The sequence below is a fragment of the Sphingorhabdus sp. genome, assembly GCF_023910635.1.
In the GTDB taxonomy this organism is placed as follows: domain Bacteria; phylum Pseudomonadota; class Alphaproteobacteria; order Sphingomonadales; family Sphingomonadaceae; genus Sphingorhabdus_B.
On sequence record NZ_JAAVVZ010000005.1, the window covers coordinates 43,884 to 59,720 of the forward strand.

Consider the following 15,837-nt stretch of genomic DNA (forward strand, 5'->3'; position numbering starts at 1 on the left):
TACAACGTTTACTGAAGCATAAGCCGTTTGAGTTGATATTGGTCGCCATTCCACCCTTCAAAAACCGCATCAATACCGGGGTGGTTGATTGGCCCTTGCTGATGGTCGGCAAGTAAATTCTGCTGGCTTACATAAGCGATATAGCTGTTCTCCGCATTTTCGGCGAACAGATGGTAAAATGGTTGATCCTTGGCAGGCCGCACGGGTTCCGGGATGGACTGATACCATTCCTCGCTATTGGCAAAAACAGGGTCAATGTCGAACACCACGCCACGAAAATTGAATAAGCGATGGCGCACAACATCACCGATCGAAAACGCCGTTTCAACAATGTCGGGAGCGCGTGTGTGATGATTCATGAGGTCAATATCGTATCTTCTCACGCGCAAATCAACCTTGTGGCTTGGCAAAGCGAAAAACTTCGGTTAATGGCCCCGCTCTGTCATAGGGATGCGCCGTTTTTACGGCAATGACCAGTCCCTATGCATTGCGGAGAGATGGCTGAGTGGTCGAAAGCACCGCACTCGAAATGCGGCGTGCCGGTGACGGTACCTAGGGTTCGAATCCCTATCTCTCCGCCAATTTATATTGAAAAAAAGAGTTAATTTTTAGATTTTTAGAGCTGTTCCCGAAAACGCTCCCCGATAGCTGGCGGCTTGGGGGCTATTAACTCAAAGAAGAACGGTCTCATGATCTGCGCCCATTGGGGATTAAGCTTGTACGACCTTGGGGTCAGGACCACTTAAATCCACCTTCGCGGCGTCAAGACGTCTTTCGGATTTGACCCATACTGTCCATTGCCGCGTTGGCAAGCTTGGACTTAGAACCACTAAGTCCCGCGCTTACCGCCTTGCACTGAACAGTATGGCCTCAAACCGCGAAGGTGGATTTAAGTGGTCCTGACCCTAAATATCTGACCGTCAAAATCTACAATGAAAATATCGCCAATACTACTCATACCGAACGAAACAAGTTGGTTGGAGGTCACGTCAGGCCTTGCATTTTCCGTTCGCAATTCGATTGTTTTCAGGGATGATTGGTCTACTTCTCAATAATTGGAGATGCTGGAAGCAGAAGCTCAAGTCGCGCTTGAAAGTCTAACTTTGTTAGCGTCTTGTTAGTTAGGCATTCTAGCAGGAAGCCGCGCACTAGATTGACCAGACTGCTAGCGAGTTCATCAGGCTGCTCATACCCACCGTGGTGCAATGCGAGTGACAAGTTTTGACATCCTATACGCACCCAATTGTCGAACAGTTCGGCTAAAGCTGGCTTTCGGGCACCGTAGAGGCTTAACTCAAGGTCGATCTTGATTGAGCGGGCGTCTGAAAGTTCTTCTGCCACCAACCGTGTCAGTAACTTCGAAAGATGCGATCGGGTCAATCGCTGGTCTGTCCGCCAACCTAGCGCTGACATGTAATTCTCGGCTGAGCCAAGATGGAACTCAAAAGCTTTCTGGATGAGTACATCGCGAGTCGGGAAATGATAGCTGACGACGCCGTGAGATTGCTTCGCTTCACTGCCGACGCGGCGATGCGTGACAGCGTCGACGCCTTCCTTGTCTATAACCGCCAAGGCTCCCTTCAAAATTTGTTGTCGGGTTTTTTCTCCGGCGCTGATTTGCATTGTTGAGGTTCCGATCTTCGAGTCTGTGTTTAAACACCATTCGCAACACATCTTGACATATGTCAAAGATTATATAATTTGACATATGTCCAATCACATTCCGAATGTAAGTGTTAATGATGGCTTGTAAGAATATTTCACCGGCAATCTTTGATCTCGGTTACAAAGCAGTAATTGTCTTCCTGATAACCGGCGTAATCTCACTCGCCCTTCCACTTGAGGCTCCGGTTCCCACTCAGAGTGCGGCAGAACTATGGTTGAATACCAAAGCCGGGGGCTATCTTTTCGGCTGGCTCAATCAGGTCATCTTGATGTTTGCCTGTTCTGTGATCCTCTTGGCGGCCGGTCTTTCGATCTATTCATCAGCCCCTCTTCGCGCCGGAGCGGTTTGGGTGTTTACGTTGATGGCGACCCTTGCGTTCCTGATTTCAAAATTCCTGTCTCTCTGGTCGGTTCCCCTTACCGCAAAAGCGATCGCGGCGGAAAACGCGGTGGCTGGTTCAGCTCAATCCATCCTTACCACGCTGGGGCCGAGCGAAGCATTTGGCCTCCTGTCATCAATTGATTACCTTGGTTTCTGGCTCTATGGACTTATCGGTTTGTTATTGTTCAGGCCGCTTTTTCGTCAGTCGCTCAGTGCTAAAATTGCCGCCGTTGCGTTGCTGTTGTACGGAATCTTGTTTCATCTCGTCTATGTCGCTGTCATGATCGACTTGTTGGGTCAGAGTGATGTGCCGGGTGTCGTCTTTCTAAACACACTTTTGGTTCTGATTGCCGCAATCGCGCTTCTGTTCCGCTTTCGTGGCAGCCGCGTCGATACCATCCAGCCAGCATCAGGCTCGGTTGCGTCATGACCATGAGGAACTCGATTAGCCGGCGGGATTTTCTCGACGGCGCTGCCCTGACCGTCGTCGCAGCAGCGTTGCCGCCACTCGCCTTTGCACAAACCAGCAATCCCCTATCCGCAAACCAACAATCCCCTATCCGGAGTGACTACCCTCCAGAACTCACTGGAATGAGAGGAAATCATCCTGGCGCCTTCGATGATGCGCATGCGCTCGCCAGGGATGGAGAATCGCCGACAGCATTTCATGACACGGGCGAAGAGTATGATCTGGTCATAGTTGGTGGGGGTATTAGCGGACTAGCGGCAGCCTTGTTCTTCCAGCAAGCCCGCGGAGTTGGCCAACGCATTCTGATACTCGACAATCATGACGATTTTGGAGGACACGCAAAACGCAATGAGTTTCATACCGGCGGTAACATGCTGCTTGGTGTCGGCGGCAGCATAAATCTGGAGAATCCGAGCAAGTATAGCGATATCGCAAAAGATCTTTTGAGCGAACTTGGGGTAGATTTCAAGCAGCTCAAAAGAGCAAAAGATCCGGATTATTTCTTAGGCGGCGGCACGCGCAAAACCGGTATGTTCGTTAAATCGCAAACCGGCGAATCTGCGCTCATTGCTGGACGTTGGTTCGGCGCCTTTTTCGGGGACGCCGATGCCAAACCGCTTGTCGATCAATTGCCGTATCCTCGCAGTGAGAAAGAGAAGCTTCTCAAATTCCTTGGGGGCAACTGGGATTATCTTGCCGGGCGGTCAATGTTCGAACGCAGTGAGTATTTGTCATCGACCTCCTACCGAGAGTTCCTGACCAGCAGAGTCGGTCTTTCGCCAGATACTGCTTCGCTTTTCGATCCTGCATTGCTGGCCAATTTCAGCGTTGGTGGTGAGGGACTATCCGTAAATGAAGCGATTAACTCCGGCGCGCCCGGTTTGAGTGCTGTTGGTTGGCCCTGGGCCCTGGCGGAGCGGCTGCTGGTAGATGGGGACAACGTGTTTGAAGCGCTTCTGTTTCCAGATGGAAATGCGTCTGTTGCTCGGCTGATGGTGCGGCGGCTGATCCCCGGCGTGGCCGAAGGCAACAGCATGGACGATATTGCGGCTGCTCGCTTCGATTATTCCAAGCTTGATACAGACGCCTCGCCAGTCCGCATCCGTCTCAACAGCACCGTCGTCAGAGTCCGAGAGGAGGGTGAAACAGTCGCGGTCTCTTACATCCAGAACGGCAAACCCACACGCGTTCGAGCGAAGCATTGTGTGTTGGCTTGTTTCAATATGATCATTCCGCATTTATGTCCGGAAATGACGGCTGAGCAGAAGGATGGCCTGAAGTATGGGTCGAAAGCTCCCTTTATCTATACCAACGTTTTGCTGCGCGACGGGGCTGCGATACGACGCGCCGCCGCCGAAACAATCCTTTGTCCGCAGGGCTATTATTGCATCGTTACAAAGGCGCCGCCCGTGACGCTCCCGGATTTTTCTCCGCCTGAGGAACAGACTGATCCTATAGTGCTGTTCATGTTGCGCGCACCTGTCAGGCATAAAATCCCGGATACGACCATTCGTGACCATTACAGGGTTGGTCGCTATCAACTTCTGGAGACACCTTTTTCAGAAATCGAGACTGCAACCAAAGCTCAACTCATGGACTTGTATGGGAGATACGGGTTCGACGCTGAGCGAGATATTGAAGCAATAACGGTGAACCGATGGTCGCATGGTTATGCTTATACCTACAGCGAGCTTGACGATCCGGATTTTGAGGAGGGCGCTTTTCCGCATGAGATCGGACGCAGGAAATTCGGACGAATCTCAATTGCAAACTCGGACTCCGAAGCTCGAGCCTATCTGGATGCCGCAATCGATGCGGCCTGGCGGGCCGTGACAGAGCAACTCGCCTAAACTGCATGAATACTTTTATGTTCACAGGTCTAACCCTGCTCGATTAGAGGCCGACGCGCCGCGTAGCCGCCTAGCTTTTTTTGAAGAGCATTGAAATTGTTTATCAAATTCTTAATTCTTAAAAACATCGGGGTCGAATCAACAACTGAAAGCGCTGTAATCAGGATTGCCGTGGTTCAAAATGGATCGAGACTTCTGTGGGTGCCGTCCGAGATGCAAGAGGGTTTCTGGCGATAGGAGAAGATGAACTATGAGGGCTTGGGTGCGTGCTTGGTTCGGCGTGGGATTGAGTTTCTGTGTTGCCGGGGCCGCTGTAGCGGAAGATAAGGCTGCACCTCCACAGTCTGCTGTGGAGTCAGATTGGGCCGCCGCTGCCCGCATGGATATCGAGGCCATCCATGACACCCTGCGCGACAACCATCCCGGCCCCGTAGATGTGGGCAACCCTGCTTTTGCTGAATGGCTGAAAGAGGGCAAGGCACAGGCGCTGGCGCAGGCCGCCGCCGCGACTCATGCCGGTGACTATTGGCGCGCAGTGCGCAGTTACACCAATGGTTTTCGCGATGGGCATATCTGGTTCGGGTTCAGCGAGCCGGTGACGCGCGCGTGGCCGGGCCTGCTTACGATGCGCGACGCCGACGGGCGCACTCGGGTGGTGCTCAACGACGATGAGCCGAGCGTGCCATTGCAGTCGGAACTGCTGGCCTGCGACGGCAAGGATTCCGAGACCCTGCAGCGGCAGTGGGTAGACCCCTATCGTTGGAACGCCGACATTCCCCACGAGCGCAACGCGGCGTCCGTCTTTTTGATGACCGCCTTTGTGGGCGATCCACGTAAGCCTCTAGCCTGTCGCTTCCGCGTTGACGGCGCGGAGGTCGAACGGACCTTGCGTTGGTCTTCGGTATCCGAAGATCGGCTTTCCAGCCTGATCGATCGGGCCTCGGGCGGGGGCGGAGAGTCGATCAAATTGCGCCAAGTAGATGGGGTCTGGTTTGTGTCGTTGCCAACCTTCGACCTGCAGCAGTCCGAACAGGTCGATGCCATGCGGGCACTGATCCGCGAACTTGGCGAACAAGCCGAGGCATTGCGCAAAGCGCCCTGGGTGGTGTTGGATGTCCGGGGCAATGATGGCGGTAACAGCGGTTGGGGCAGTGAGGTTGCGGCGTCGCTATTTGGAAAGCAGACCATCGACCGGATTGAGGGCCAGTTCGATTGGACGGTCGACTGGCGTGCATCGTCACTCAACGCTGTATCGCTCCGTCAGGCGGCGGAGGAAGCAGAGAAGGCCGGCCAGACTGCCGACGCGTTGTATCGCCGTGAATTGGCTGATGAGATCGAGACGGCGGCCGCAGCGGGAAAGGCTTATGTCCACAAGTCCAGCCCTGCTCAATCAGAGGCCAACACGCCGACAGAATCGTCTCCGTTCAAGGGTCGCGTCTTGCTGCTGACAGACCATAACTGCGCGAGCGCTTGCCTGGACTTCGCCGACATCGCTCGGCGCCTGCCCGGCGTGGTGCATGTAGGGCTGCCTACTTCGGCCGATTCAATCTACATTGATAACACGGGAATAGCGCTCCCAAGCGGGCACGGTTCACTGAGTTGGTCGATGAAGGTTTATCGGAACCGGATACGATCCAACAACCAATGGTACGAACCCGCGATCCGTTGGCCGGGCGGTCCGATGACCGATGCGGCGGTGGCTAATTGGGTGCGTGGACTAACGTTCAATTAGGGTCAGGACCCTAAACGCAAAAGAGGTGGCAATATATATCGCCATTCGCTAGCAGCAACGGCATATATTCTTCGGGAATCACCTATGCGTAAACTGGTATCACTTCTTGCTTTGTCATTGGCACTTTCTGCTTGTGGCAGCTCGCAACTTGGCGGGGTGGGCTTCGTCGATCGGTAGGTGAAGTTGATCGCCCCGTGGCGCCGCCTTCCACATCAGTCGGAACAACTCCTGATTGATGATGGCAAAACGCACATAGGCAGCACCGCTTGCGGAAAATGCTGCCAGCGCACCTTGCCCCGATGCGGAGCGCGAGGCTGCCTGCTGTGCTGCCGCCAGCTGGTCAAAACCGGTCATCGCGAGAGCGACCAGCAATGCATCCTTATCCGGGAAGTGGCGGTATACGGCGGTCGCGCTTACCCCCACTTCCCGCGCCAGCGCCCGTAGCGACAGTGCGTCGGCGCTGTCCGCTGACAGCGCATGCATACCAGCTGCGATCAGCGCACTGCGCAAATCGCCGTGGTGATAGGCATCACGGCCAAGTGCTGGCGCTATGTTGACACTGGTATCATTCTTTGCCATGTTGATGACGTTAACATCATTTGCGCGAGTCGCAAGCGGAGGGTGTCGAATTATGGGCGAAGCAATCGCGGTTGCGCCGGAAGCAATGTTCGGATGGGCTGGACAAGCAGCAATGATCGGCTGGGGCATCCTGATTTTTCTGCCGAGACGCTGGCCACAGATCTTGTTTATTCCGCGTTATCTAATCCCTTTCGGACTCAGCCTGCTTTATGCCGGACTTGCATTTTCGCACTTCTTTACAATCGAAGGGGGAGGCTACAACTCGCTAGATCAGGTCAGAATTCTGCTCTCAAAAGAAGAGATGTTGTTGGCTGGCTGGGTGCATTACCTGGCGTTTGATCTCTTTATTGGCGGTTGGATCGCGGTTGAAGCGGATAAAGTTGGCCTAAATAGAGTGTTCCAGGCGCCAATCCTGATCGCGACGTTCATGTTCGGACCGGTGGGGCTGGCGTTGTTCTTGGCAATGCGTGCAGGCCATTTTCGCAAGCGGGAGGCAAGCGCATGAGCGAGAAAAACACAGCTTATCGAAAGCCGCTTATCCCTCAGTTGGATGGCGACCATGTGACGCGTCTGCTGCTTGTTTCCTGCTTGTTTATGCTGGCGAACTTCGTCGTATTTCTCCCTGCGTGGTTCCTTGATCCGCGCGTTTTGGATGGCGCCTCTGTTTGGACCAAGCCACAGAAGTTCACCGTTTCACTTGCACTGCATTTCGCGACGCTTGCAGTCCTTGCACAGCAATTGCCACGGGAGGTCCGAAGCGGTCCAGTGTTGATCGGTTTTTCCTATGCTGCCGCAGTCTCACTGGTTTTCGAATGGGGTTACGTCAGCTTGCAAGCCGCGCGCGCAAGGCGATCGCATTACAATTATGATGGTCAGTTCGAAGCGTTAATGTTTGCATTGATGGGGCTAGGCGCGTTCTTGCTGATCGCAGTTGCTATGGCGCTTGCGGTGCAGATTTATCGCAAGGGCGACAAGTCGATGGCCGGTCTACGTTGGGGCTCGATATTGGGACTGACGCTTGGTTTCATCTCCACGTTGATCTTCGCCGGCTACATGTCGTCGTATGGGCGCTATGTGGGTGGCGACCTGGACCATGTCGGGATGGTGGTTCCGTTTTTTGGCTGGTCTCGCGAGATCGGAGATTTACGTCCAGCTCACTTTGTTTCACTCCACTTGATGCAAACGCTGCCGCTTGCTGGATATATCGCTGACCGTAAAAGATGGCCGGGCGTGAAGCTGGTCGTTGGCGTTGCTATTGTTCAGCTGACGTTCGCAACCTTCCTCTTTCTACAAGCACTCTCAGGCAAGCCGTTTTGGCCTATCTAGATGTTTGATCCCTGCATTTGATGGTGGACCCCTTCGCTACAAATGGTGCCCATGTTAAGCAGCGTTGGTCCTAAAGGGCCTGAAAAATCAGACGTTTAATATCAATAAGATAATAGAAAGAGAGTTGGTTGGGAGATGCTCTCGCACCGCCAATTTATATTGAAAAATAACAAGACTTCTTTTAAATCGTATTCCGTTCCATCAGAGATTCCCTGATGCGGCGTTTGCTTTAGGCTAGATCGTTTTATCTATTTTGTTGTGTGCCAGCTTCCTCCGTTACGTCGGCTTTAACACTGCAGGCGGATCCTGAACCCTAAGTACTGCCCGATAGTTTAGCGAGCGGCTCTCCTTTGGGTCATGGGCGCATTGGGCAAGCAAGTGTAGAGGATTGTCACCTTGATATTGACCTGACTTCGTGGGGCGGGCAACAGGCTCCTCATTCGAGGGGGAAGCGCATGAAGAGATTTGGGCCGGTTTTAGGGACGCTGGTTGTAGCAGTCCTGTTGGCGCTTTTTGCGACGACGCCGCCAAAAGCAATGCCGGGTAATGCCCCAGCTCCAAGCTTCTCCGCAATCCGCGCAATGACGGATGTGAGGACAATTGCGAAACACCCGCACGTCACCGGCTCGGCCGAGAATGCAGTCGTGCGCGATCACATTATGCGCCGCATGGAAGCTCTCGGGATGGAGGTGTCGACCAGCACGGGCCTAATCGACGCCAAGGGGACAAAGCGGCTCAATCACTGGAGCGGACGCAACGATCCACCGGCCACATTGGTCAATTTGATCGGCATTCTGCCCGGAAAAAATCGCAACGCGCCGTCAGTTGTTCTGATGTCGCACCACGATACGGTTTGGGGCTCGCCCGGCGCCGCCGACGACACAGCGGGCGTTGCTGCAAGCCTGGAAGTCGTGCGCGCAATCCGCGCCCGTGGGCAGCAGGAACGCGATCTGGTCATGCTGGTCACCGATGGCGAAGAACTGGGCCTGCAGGGTGCACGCCAATTTTGGGCTGAACATCCTTTGCGCAAAAGCGTTGGCGCAGTAATCAATATGGAAGCGCGCGGCGGCGGCGGACGCACCACCCTGTTCCAGACCTCGCACCAGAACGGTGCAGCAATGCACGTCTATGCCGATGCGGTCCGTCGCCCTGGCGCATCTTCACTTGCAGCCTTCATTTACGCAGTCCTGCCCAATGACTCCGATCTGACACCCGTCATCAAGCATGATTACGCTGCCTATAACTTTGCCTTCATTGGGCGATCCGGCCTCTACCACTCACCATTGGCGACGCCGGACAACCTTGATCAAGGGTCATTACAGGATATGGGTGGGCAGGTCCTTGACCTCAGCCGCGCGCTCCTTGAGGCAGAAGGACTTCCCCAAAGGGCGGCTAATGTCGTGTTCTTTGACCTATTCGGGATATTCACCGTGATCTATCCTGTTTGGCTGGGCTGGGTCATGATGATCACAGCAGCAGGCGGACTGTTTGTGGTCGTGCGGCGAGACGGAACAGACGGTCTGATGGCCGGTGCCGGACATATGCTAGCGCTGATCTTGGGAAGCGCAGCGATACTCTTCGCGCTCAACCGCTTATCCATCGGGCTTGCGCCAGCAAATTATTACGACCGCTTGGCCGCGATCCCCCGGCTAGAGGTTATGGCCGCATTGGGCGCGCTGGCGGCGTTTCTCGCACTGTTTGCAACCTGGCGGCCAAGCCGCGCCGGTGTCGTAGGTGCGGCGCTGCCTCTGTTCGTCATCGGCCTTGCCGCGCAAGCACTGGCGCCCACGGCTGCCTATTTTGTGGTTCTACCGCTAGTGGTCACCACCTTTGCACTGTTGGCGCGCTATGCTGCTGTGCAGATTGGCAATGCGGCACTGGTTGGTGGCTATATGTTGTCGCTGGGTCATCAGTTGATGCAAGGGGTGGGGCCGACGCTTTCCTTTGCCGTCGCACTGCCGCTGGCATTAGCGGTTTTATCGACACTGCCGCTGTGGCCCGGCATGGAGGCTCGAAAGGCGCGTGCGATCGCCGTTGCTGCCTTGCTGGGGGCTGCGTCCGTGTCACTTTGGGTCCTACTTGATGCTCCCGCAGCAAGCCGGGCTGTTTATTCCGATACCAAGCAGTAAAAGCCCGTTTACGGATGGCGCATAAGCGCTGATACTGAACGAAGCAGACTATATTACTGTTCAATTACACGCAAAAGAGGTGGCAATATATATCGCCATTCGCTAGCAGCAACGGCACATATTCTTCGGGAATCACATATGCGTAAACTGTTGGCACTTCTTGCTTTGTCATTGGCACTTTCTGCTTGCGGCAGCTCGCAACTTGGCGGGGTGGGGAGTATGTCCGATATCAAGGTCGTTGACAGTGACGTACTGCCCGAACCGACCCGGATTGATTTATTTGAACAAAACAGACCCTATCTCATCGGTCCCTTTGATAAATTGACCATTGATGTCTTCGGCATTGAAGAGTTGAGCAAGCAGGAAGTTCAAACCGATGCCGGTGGGCGGATATCTTTCCCGCTGGCGGGTATTATAGAGGCCGCTGGAAAAACGCCCGGTGAGCTGGAAGAGGAAATCGAGGGCCGCCTGCGTGGCCAATATGTCCGCGATCCCCAGGTTACCGTGAATCTGAAAGAAACGGTCAGCCAAGTAATCACCATCGACGGTCAGGTGCGTGAACCAGGATTATATCCTGTCATTGGCAAAATGACGCTGATGCGCGCTGTGGCGGTGGCAAAGGGCACTTCGGAATTTGCCAAGCTGAACGATGTCGTCATTTTCCGAACGGTAAATGGGCAAAAGATGGCGGCGCTTTATAACCTGAAATCGATCCGCCGTGGCGTTTACAATGACCCAGAAGTGTTCGCCAATGATGTTGTCGTTGTCGGTGATTCACAGGCGCGCAGGTTGTTCAAGGATGCGCTGCAGGTCACGCCTGCTCTTTTAACGCCGCTGATCTATATCTTGCAGACCAATTAATCCGCGAAGCAATCGCGCTCGGCATCTGGTGCGTCTTACCCAGTTTTTTCCAAAACGGGGGCTGCGTCAGTAAACACGTCTGTCTTAAGCATATGCACAGCGCGTATGATCTCTTGCTCGATTTGGGCAAGATATTGATGCTTGTGTTGGGAAAAATCGGCGTCGTTAATTTGTTCTAGCTGACCGCAGAGCAGCGATAGGGCGTGCGCACCCATATTGTTACCCGAACTTTTGAATGCATGGGCGCAAAAGCGGAATTCAGAAATGTCGCCGTTTTTGACCGCGCGTCTTACGGGATCAAGCGTTTGATTGATATCTTCAAGGAAACTCTCGACCATATTGTTAACAAAGGCTTGGTCGCCAATTGAGCGCAGATATTGAATTTGCGTGCGATCAATGGCATCGATTGGGGTGGCTGCTTCGCATGACATGCCTTCAACTATATCTTGGCGGCAGGCGGGCTTTATGTCAGGCATCATGAACGTTGCGGCTGAACCCGAGCAATATGTTTCAATTGTTTTTAGCAGTAACTGCGCATTCACTGGCTTGGTGATCCGCGAGTCCATTCCGGCTTGTAGGCATTTAGCCTCCGTCTCCGCCGTGGCGTCGGCGGTGATGCCAATTATCGGCAAATGCCCAGTATCGCCCTCGCTTTGTCGCCACATCATGCACGCATCAATGCCATTCAAGCGCGGCATATTCACATCAAGCAGCAGGATATCGGTTTCACCCTTTGCGAGTTCAGTAAGCGCTGAATCTCCGTCGGTTGCCATGGATACATGATGACCTGCCGTCTCAAGGATTGCGGCCAATATGTTTCGGTTTGTCCGATTATCATCGGCCACCAAAACGCGTTTGGGGGTGTACGTTTCGGTTTGCTTCTCGCGCTCTACGTTCGACATCCGCATTTTGGGGGCCAAAGAACAACCAATTTTTACGGCGCTTCGAAGTTCTGCAATATTGGGCGTTGCTGACAGGACCGAGGTAAACTGCTTCGGATATTGAATAGGCTCCAAAGCCAATGTTTCTTCGTTAGACACCAAGATTGGCGCGATATCCGCGTCGGCAAATTGCGTCCATATCTGGTCGTCTGTTGCAATGTCCTTGGCGAGGCGCTCTGGCAACAGGGCAATCTGAAATTGCTGTAGGTCGAGATTGCCAATGGCAAGAGATAGTACAGAACTGTCCGCGCAGGCTATGTGACGGAGGCGCATATTCTCGATAGCTTGTGCCTGCGACAACAGGTCCGGTGACATTTGTCCAAAGGCAAGGACGTTGATGTCGGCTCCTGCATGCATGTCGTTAAGATTGAGGGAATATTCGAGCGTCTCAACAGGAATTTCGATACGAAATGTGCTGCCTTGGCCAATCTGGCTTTTTAGGCTGATGTCGCCATCCACTTGTTCGGTTAGCTGTTTGCAGATGGAAAGCCCTAGGCCAGTTCCGCCAAAGCGGTTCATAACTGTATCGTCTGCCTGCTGAAAGGGCTGGAAAATGCGCTGGTTTGCGGATTCAGCAATACCAATGCCTGTGTCAGACACTGCGAACCAGACTGCATTTTTCTCGGTCCGGCTCAATATTCCGCAGCTTATTGTAATACAGCCGACTTCGGTAAATTTAATCGCATTCCCGACGAGATTGAGGAGTATGTTCCGAATAACGCTGGTGGGCCCGCTGATGATATCATCGCTCATGGGAGCAGCCTGAAGATGCAGCGCGAGGCCCTTTTCTTCGATCTGGACGGTCATGATGTCCCTGATCTCGGCGAGGAGGTCCGTCGGTCGGAAGGCGGTTCGCTTGACTTCGGTACTGCCCGTGCCTGCTTTGGCGACGTCGATAAGCTGTTCAATCAGGTGGAGGAGATGTTCGCCTGCCAATACGCTTGCCTCTACCATGTCTTTTTGGCCGGCTGGCATGTTGGACTGACGCAGATGGTTGCCATAACCGATGATCGCATTCAGTGGGGTTCTCAGTTCATGGCTTACACTAGCCAGGAAATAGCTCTTTGCCTTGCTCGCCGATTCCGCCTGCGCTTTTGCCTTTGAAATGCTTCGGATAAGCGTCGAGCAATAAGCAGGAATGGCAAGCAATGTGACGGTTAGAGTCAAGCCCAGCGCATAATTTTGCTGCCAATAATCTGTTGTCATAACCAAACAGCCAAAGGCAACCGTCGACAGCGCCGCAGCTGACAACAGCCATTTTATACCAAAGCGAAAACCAGTGCTTAACGTCAGCAACAGCAGAGCAGGGAAGAAAAGGGACATCTGTTCCGGATAATGATACATCACCACAAAAGCCGAAATGATGTCGAAGGCCATTGCCAAAGATAAGCGCTTTTCCAGTTCCAAAATGCCATGTTTTTGCAAGACAAAAAGAACGGCGTTAGCGCCAACATAAGTGGATAACGCCCAAATGATCAGCGCATCAAAGGCGCCGAAATAGCTGACGAAAATGGCCGCGCCACCAAGCAATATGCGCGTGACCAGCAATTGCTGCTCTGGCGTGAATGCGTCGCCAATGAGGCTCCGTGGGTGGTTCATCTTGTGCCAGTCCGGAATTGCGTGCTGGCGCTGCTGAACAGATGGTGCAGATCCTGCACCGAAAGCGGCCGTCCCGTTAGAAAGCCTTGTACCTCGTCGCAGCCTGCTTCCCGCAATAACGTAAACTGCGCCTCCGTCTCGACGCCCTCTGCCACCACCCGCATGTCGAGAGCGTGCGCAAGATGTGTGATCGTAGAGACGATGGCGCGGTCAGTTGCGGATGTTTCGATGCGCGAAATGAAAGTCTGATCGATCTTCAGTCTTGTCGCCGGCAAATCGCGCAAATATTGAAGCGATGAATAACCTGTGCCGAAATCATCAATTGAAATCTGGATTCCCGCGTCCCGTAAGGTCGCGAGCTGTTCGTGCACTTTCTGGCTATTATCAATGAGTAATTCTTCCGTAATCTCGATTGCCAGCTTGCCTTTCGGTACGGCGTATTTTTCGACGAGACTAAGTATTTCGGTGCACATTGCCGCATATTGAAACTGCTTTGGCGAAATGTTCACGGCGATATGTGGCAGATCGATATTTTGTTTCGTGAAGCTTGCGATTTGCTTGCAAGCCGCCTCGACAACCCATGCGCCAACACGGCCAATAAGGCCTGAGTCATTGGCAACCTTGATAAAATCAGCCGGGGTCAAGCGACCCCGAACAGGGTGGTTCCAGCGAACCAATGCTTCAAGCCCGACATAGTCGCCTGAATGTGTGTCAACAATTGGCTGATATTCTAGGAAAAGCTGATCATTGTTCAAGGCATCGCGCAAGTCGGCCTCAATTCTCGCATTCATTTGCGCGATATGGTTCATCTTGGGCGAGAAAAAGCAAAAGCAATTCCGGCCTGATGCTTTGGCTTCGTACATCGCAAGGTCAGCGAGGCGAAGGAGCTCGTCAGGGGAGGAGCCATCTTCGGGGATCAAGGCAACGCCAATACTTGCGCTGATAAGCTGCTCAACGCCGCCGATGGTATAGGGCTCACCAATTTTGGCGAGCAACCTTGTGCAGATGCCTGAAACGCTGCCATTGTCATCCAGATTTTGGAGCACGATGGCGAATTCGTCACCGCCAATGCGCGCAGCAAAGCCGTCACTATCCAAAACAGAAATAATACGCTCGGCGACCTGCCGCAGAAGGACATCGCCTGTTTGGTGGCCCCGTGTATCGTTGATGACCTTGAACCGGTCCAGATCCAGCAGCAACAGCGCCGCGCCGCGCTTGCTAGAATTGCTGTCGTCAATGGCCGTACGCATCCATTGCGCCAATAACGTGCGGTTAGGCAACCCGGTGAGTATATCATGAAGCGCCAGATGTGTGCGATGTTGCTCGGCAAATTTGCGCGCGGTAATGTCCAAACCCGTCGTCAAGATACCAATCGCTTGATTATCCTTGTTCAACAAAGGCGATTTGTTGCAGTGGAAGATGAGCTCGACGCCCTTGCTGACAAATTTCTCTTCGAAGTTCGGGATGGTCACGCCCGAATCCAGAATGATATTGTTCCGGCGCATTTCGCGTGCGACTAAATCCGGTTCCATAATGTCACTGATCGACTTTCCGACAAGTCCCTCGGGCTCACGTTCGAAAAGCGCAGCCTGATAGGAGTTTAGGAAGAGGAATTTCCCGTTGCGGTCCGTTGCATTGATGAGAATGGGCGTGGTGTCGATGATTTGCTCAAGCATCGATTTGCCGCTTTTTTCGTCGTCATCATGGTTGTCAGAAGCACGATTGGTCTCAAGCAACCGGTTCAGTTCACGTTGTCGACGATGCTGATGAATCAGCAATAAAGCGCGATCGCGAAATTCTATGTGGGTAACGGGTGTCTGCAAGAAATCTGTGGCACCTGCGTCAAGTGCGATGATCCGACATTCTCGGTCTTGTCTCGCCGTGATGATAATCGCTGGAATATGCGCGCCAACCGTCCGCGACCGGATTTTGCTAATAAATTCGGCACCGTTCATTTCCGGCATACGATAATCGACCACCAATAGGTCAGCCGTCTCGGTCTCAAGCCATTTTAGAGCATCAATCGCGCTGTGAAAGCACTTTGCGGAAAACTCCGGACCCAACATGGCAACATATTGCGCGTATACGCGCAGGTTCGTTGACCGATCATCCACAATGACAATACGCGCTTGCATGCAAATGCGCTAAGCTGAGAACCTCAAGAAATGGTTAAAGCCGGGTTTACGATTGAGTCATATTCCAATTCAGACAGATGTGTCGGAGGGTGGTTTGCGAAGACAATATTGACAGCTTGCTCGCTTCAGCCTGTATATCCAACAAATCCGGAACATTCCCATGAGCCTT

General features: G+C 53.3%; 12 protein-coding genes and 1 tRNA gene. 8 read left to right on the plus strand and 5 right to left on the minus strand.

What is annotated here, in order from left to right; translation table 11 throughout:
- Positions 1 to 8: 8 nt before the first annotated feature.
- Complete coding sequence (gene hspQ, locus HEQ34_RS04050; RefSeq protein ID WP_296197748.1) at positions 9 to 359, minus strand: heat shock protein HspQ; 351 nt, start codon at positions 357 to 359, stop codon at positions 9 to 11.
- Between the two features lie 132 nt (positions 360 to 491).
- Here hspQ and HEQ34_RS04055 point away from each other — a divergent pair.
- A tRNA-Ser gene (locus HEQ34_RS04055) sits at positions 492 to 581 on the plus strand.
- 460 nt (positions 582 to 1,041) lie between these two features.
- On the opposite strand, the gene HEQ34_RS04060 is transcribed toward HEQ34_RS04055, so the two are convergent.
- Entirely contained in the window at positions 1,042 to 1,623 is a 582-nt protein-coding gene (locus tag HEQ34_RS04060; protein WP_296197750.1) for a TetR family transcriptional regulator, read from the minus strand.
- A 116-nt stretch (positions 1,624 to 1,739) separates the two neighbouring features.
- Between HEQ34_RS04060 and HEQ34_RS04065 the strand changes: the two genes are divergently transcribed.
- The 3 genes from HEQ34_RS04065 to HEQ34_RS04075 all read left to right on the plus strand — a co-directional run bounded on the left by HEQ34_RS04065 (position 1,740) and on the right by HEQ34_RS04075 (position 6,098).
- The gene (locus tag HEQ34_RS04065) at positions 1,740 to 2,477 is read left to right on the plus strand and encodes a hypothetical protein (RefSeq protein WP_296197754.1); all 738 of its coding nucleotides are present in this window, start codon (positions 1,740 to 1,742) and stop codon (positions 2,475 to 2,477) included.
- A complete protein-coding gene (locus tag HEQ34_RS04070) occupies positions 2,474 to 4,366 on the plus strand; it encodes an NAD(P)-binding protein (protein ID WP_296197757.1) in 1,893 nt (630 codons plus the stop codon). Before HEQ34_RS04065 ends, HEQ34_RS04070 begins: the two co-directional genes overlap by 4 nt.
- A gap of 250 nt (positions 4,367 to 4,616) precedes the next feature.
- Complete coding sequence (locus HEQ34_RS04075) at positions 4,617 to 6,098, plus strand: S41 family peptidase (RefSeq protein ID WP_296197761.1); 1,482 nt, start codon at positions 4,617 to 4,619, stop codon at positions 6,096 to 6,098.
- Positions 6,099 to 6,212: 114 nt separating this feature from the next.
- On the opposite strand, the gene HEQ34_RS04080 is transcribed toward HEQ34_RS04075, so the two are convergent.
- Positions 6,213 to 6,677: a TetR family transcriptional regulator gene (locus HEQ34_RS04080; RefSeq protein WP_296197763.1), complete on the minus strand. Its 465-nt coding sequence runs from the start codon at positions 6,675 to 6,677 to the stop codon at positions 6,213 to 6,215.
- Positions 6,678 to 6,729: 52 nt separating this feature from the next.
- On the opposite strand from HEQ34_RS04080, the gene HEQ34_RS04085 reads away from it, so the two are divergent.
- From HEQ34_RS04085 to HEQ34_RS04100, 4 genes are all read left to right on the plus strand, one after another.
- Positions 6,730 to 7,182 carry an ABA4-like family protein gene (locus HEQ34_RS04085; protein WP_296197765.1) on the plus strand — a complete coding sequence of 151 codons (453 nt, stop codon included), beginning with the start codon at positions 6,730 to 6,732 and terminating at the stop codon, positions 7,180 to 7,182.
- Complete coding sequence (locus HEQ34_RS04090; RefSeq protein ID WP_296197767.1) at positions 7,179 to 8,003, plus strand: hypothetical protein; 825 nt, start codon at positions 7,179 to 7,181, stop codon at positions 8,001 to 8,003. Before HEQ34_RS04085 ends, HEQ34_RS04090 begins: the two co-directional genes overlap by 4 nt.
- 455 nt (positions 8,004 to 8,458) lie before the next feature.
- On the plus strand, positions 8,459 to 10,132 hold the full coding sequence (locus HEQ34_RS04095; RefSeq protein WP_296197771.1) for a M20/M25/M40 family metallo-hydrolase: 1,674 nt from the start codon (positions 8,459 to 8,461) through the stop codon (positions 10,130 to 10,132).
- 138 nt (positions 10,133 to 10,270) lie between these two features.
- A complete protein-coding gene (locus tag HEQ34_RS04100) occupies positions 10,271 to 10,993 on the plus strand; it encodes a polysaccharide biosynthesis/export family protein (RefSeq protein WP_296197773.1) in 723 nt (240 codons plus the stop codon).
- Positions 10,994 to 11,028: 35 nt separating this feature from the next.
- Here HEQ34_RS04100 and HEQ34_RS04105 read toward each other — a convergent pair whose 3' ends face one another.
- Together HEQ34_RS04105 and HEQ34_RS04110 are read right to left on the minus strand one after the other, a co-directional pair.
- Complete coding sequence (locus tag HEQ34_RS04105; RefSeq protein WP_296197778.1) at positions 11,029 to 13,533, minus strand: ATP-binding protein; 2,505 nt, start codon at positions 13,531 to 13,533, stop codon at positions 11,029 to 11,031.
- Positions 13,530 to 15,668: an EAL domain-containing protein gene (locus HEQ34_RS04110; protein WP_296197781.1), complete on the minus strand. Its 2,139-nt coding sequence runs from the start codon at positions 15,666 to 15,668 to the stop codon at positions 13,530 to 13,532. The genes HEQ34_RS04105 and HEQ34_RS04110 overlap by 4 nt, the downstream gene beginning before the upstream one ends.
- Positions 15,669 to 15,837 lie beyond the last annotated feature (169 nt).

Excerpts from the sequence above, each read along its gene's own strand:
- HEQ34_RS04095 (WP_296197771.1), top strand. The coding sequence starts at position 8,459 with ATGAAGAGATTTGGGCCGGTTTTAGGGACGCTGGTTGTAGCAGTCCTG.
- HEQ34_RS04090 (WP_296197767.1), top strand. The coding sequence starts at position 7,179 with ATGAGCGAGAAAAACACAGCTTATCGAAAGCCGCTTATCCCTCAGTTG.
- hspQ (WP_296197748.1), bottom strand. The coding sequence starts at position 359 with ATGAATCATCACACACGCGCTCCCGACATTGTTGAAACGGCGTTTTCG.
- HEQ34_RS04070 (WP_296197757.1), top strand. The coding sequence starts at position 2,474 with ATGACCATGAGGAACTCGATTAGCCGGCGGGATTTTCTCGACGGCGCT.
- HEQ34_RS04085 (WP_296197765.1), top strand. The coding sequence starts at position 6,730 with ATGGGCGAAGCAATCGCGGTTGCGCCGGAAGCAATGTTCGGATGGGCT.
- HEQ34_RS04060 (WP_296197750.1), bottom strand. The coding sequence starts at position 1,623 with ATGCAAATCAGCGCCGGAGAAAAAACCCGACAACAAATTTTGAAGGGA.
- HEQ34_RS04080 (WP_296197763.1), bottom strand. The coding sequence starts at position 6,677 with ATGGCAAAGAATGATACCAGTGTCAACATAGCGCCAGCACTTGGCCGT.
- HEQ34_RS04100 (WP_296197773.1), top strand. The coding sequence starts at position 10,271 with ATGCGTAAACTGTTGGCACTTCTTGCTTTGTCATTGGCACTTTCTGCT.
- HEQ34_RS04065 (WP_296197754.1), top strand. The coding sequence starts at position 1,740 with ATGATGGCTTGTAAGAATATTTCACCGGCAATCTTTGATCTCGGTTAC.
- HEQ34_RS04075 (WP_296197761.1), top strand. The coding sequence starts at position 4,617 with ATGAGGGCTTGGGTGCGTGCTTGGTTCGGCGTGGGATTGAGTTTCTGT.
- HEQ34_RS04110 (WP_296197781.1), bottom strand. The coding sequence starts at position 15,668 with ATGCAAGCGCGTATTGTCATTGTGGATGATCGGTCAACGAACCTGCGC.
- HEQ34_RS04105 (WP_296197778.1), bottom strand. The coding sequence starts at position 13,533 with ATGAACCACCCACGGAGCCTCATTGGCGACGCATTCACGCCAGAGCAG.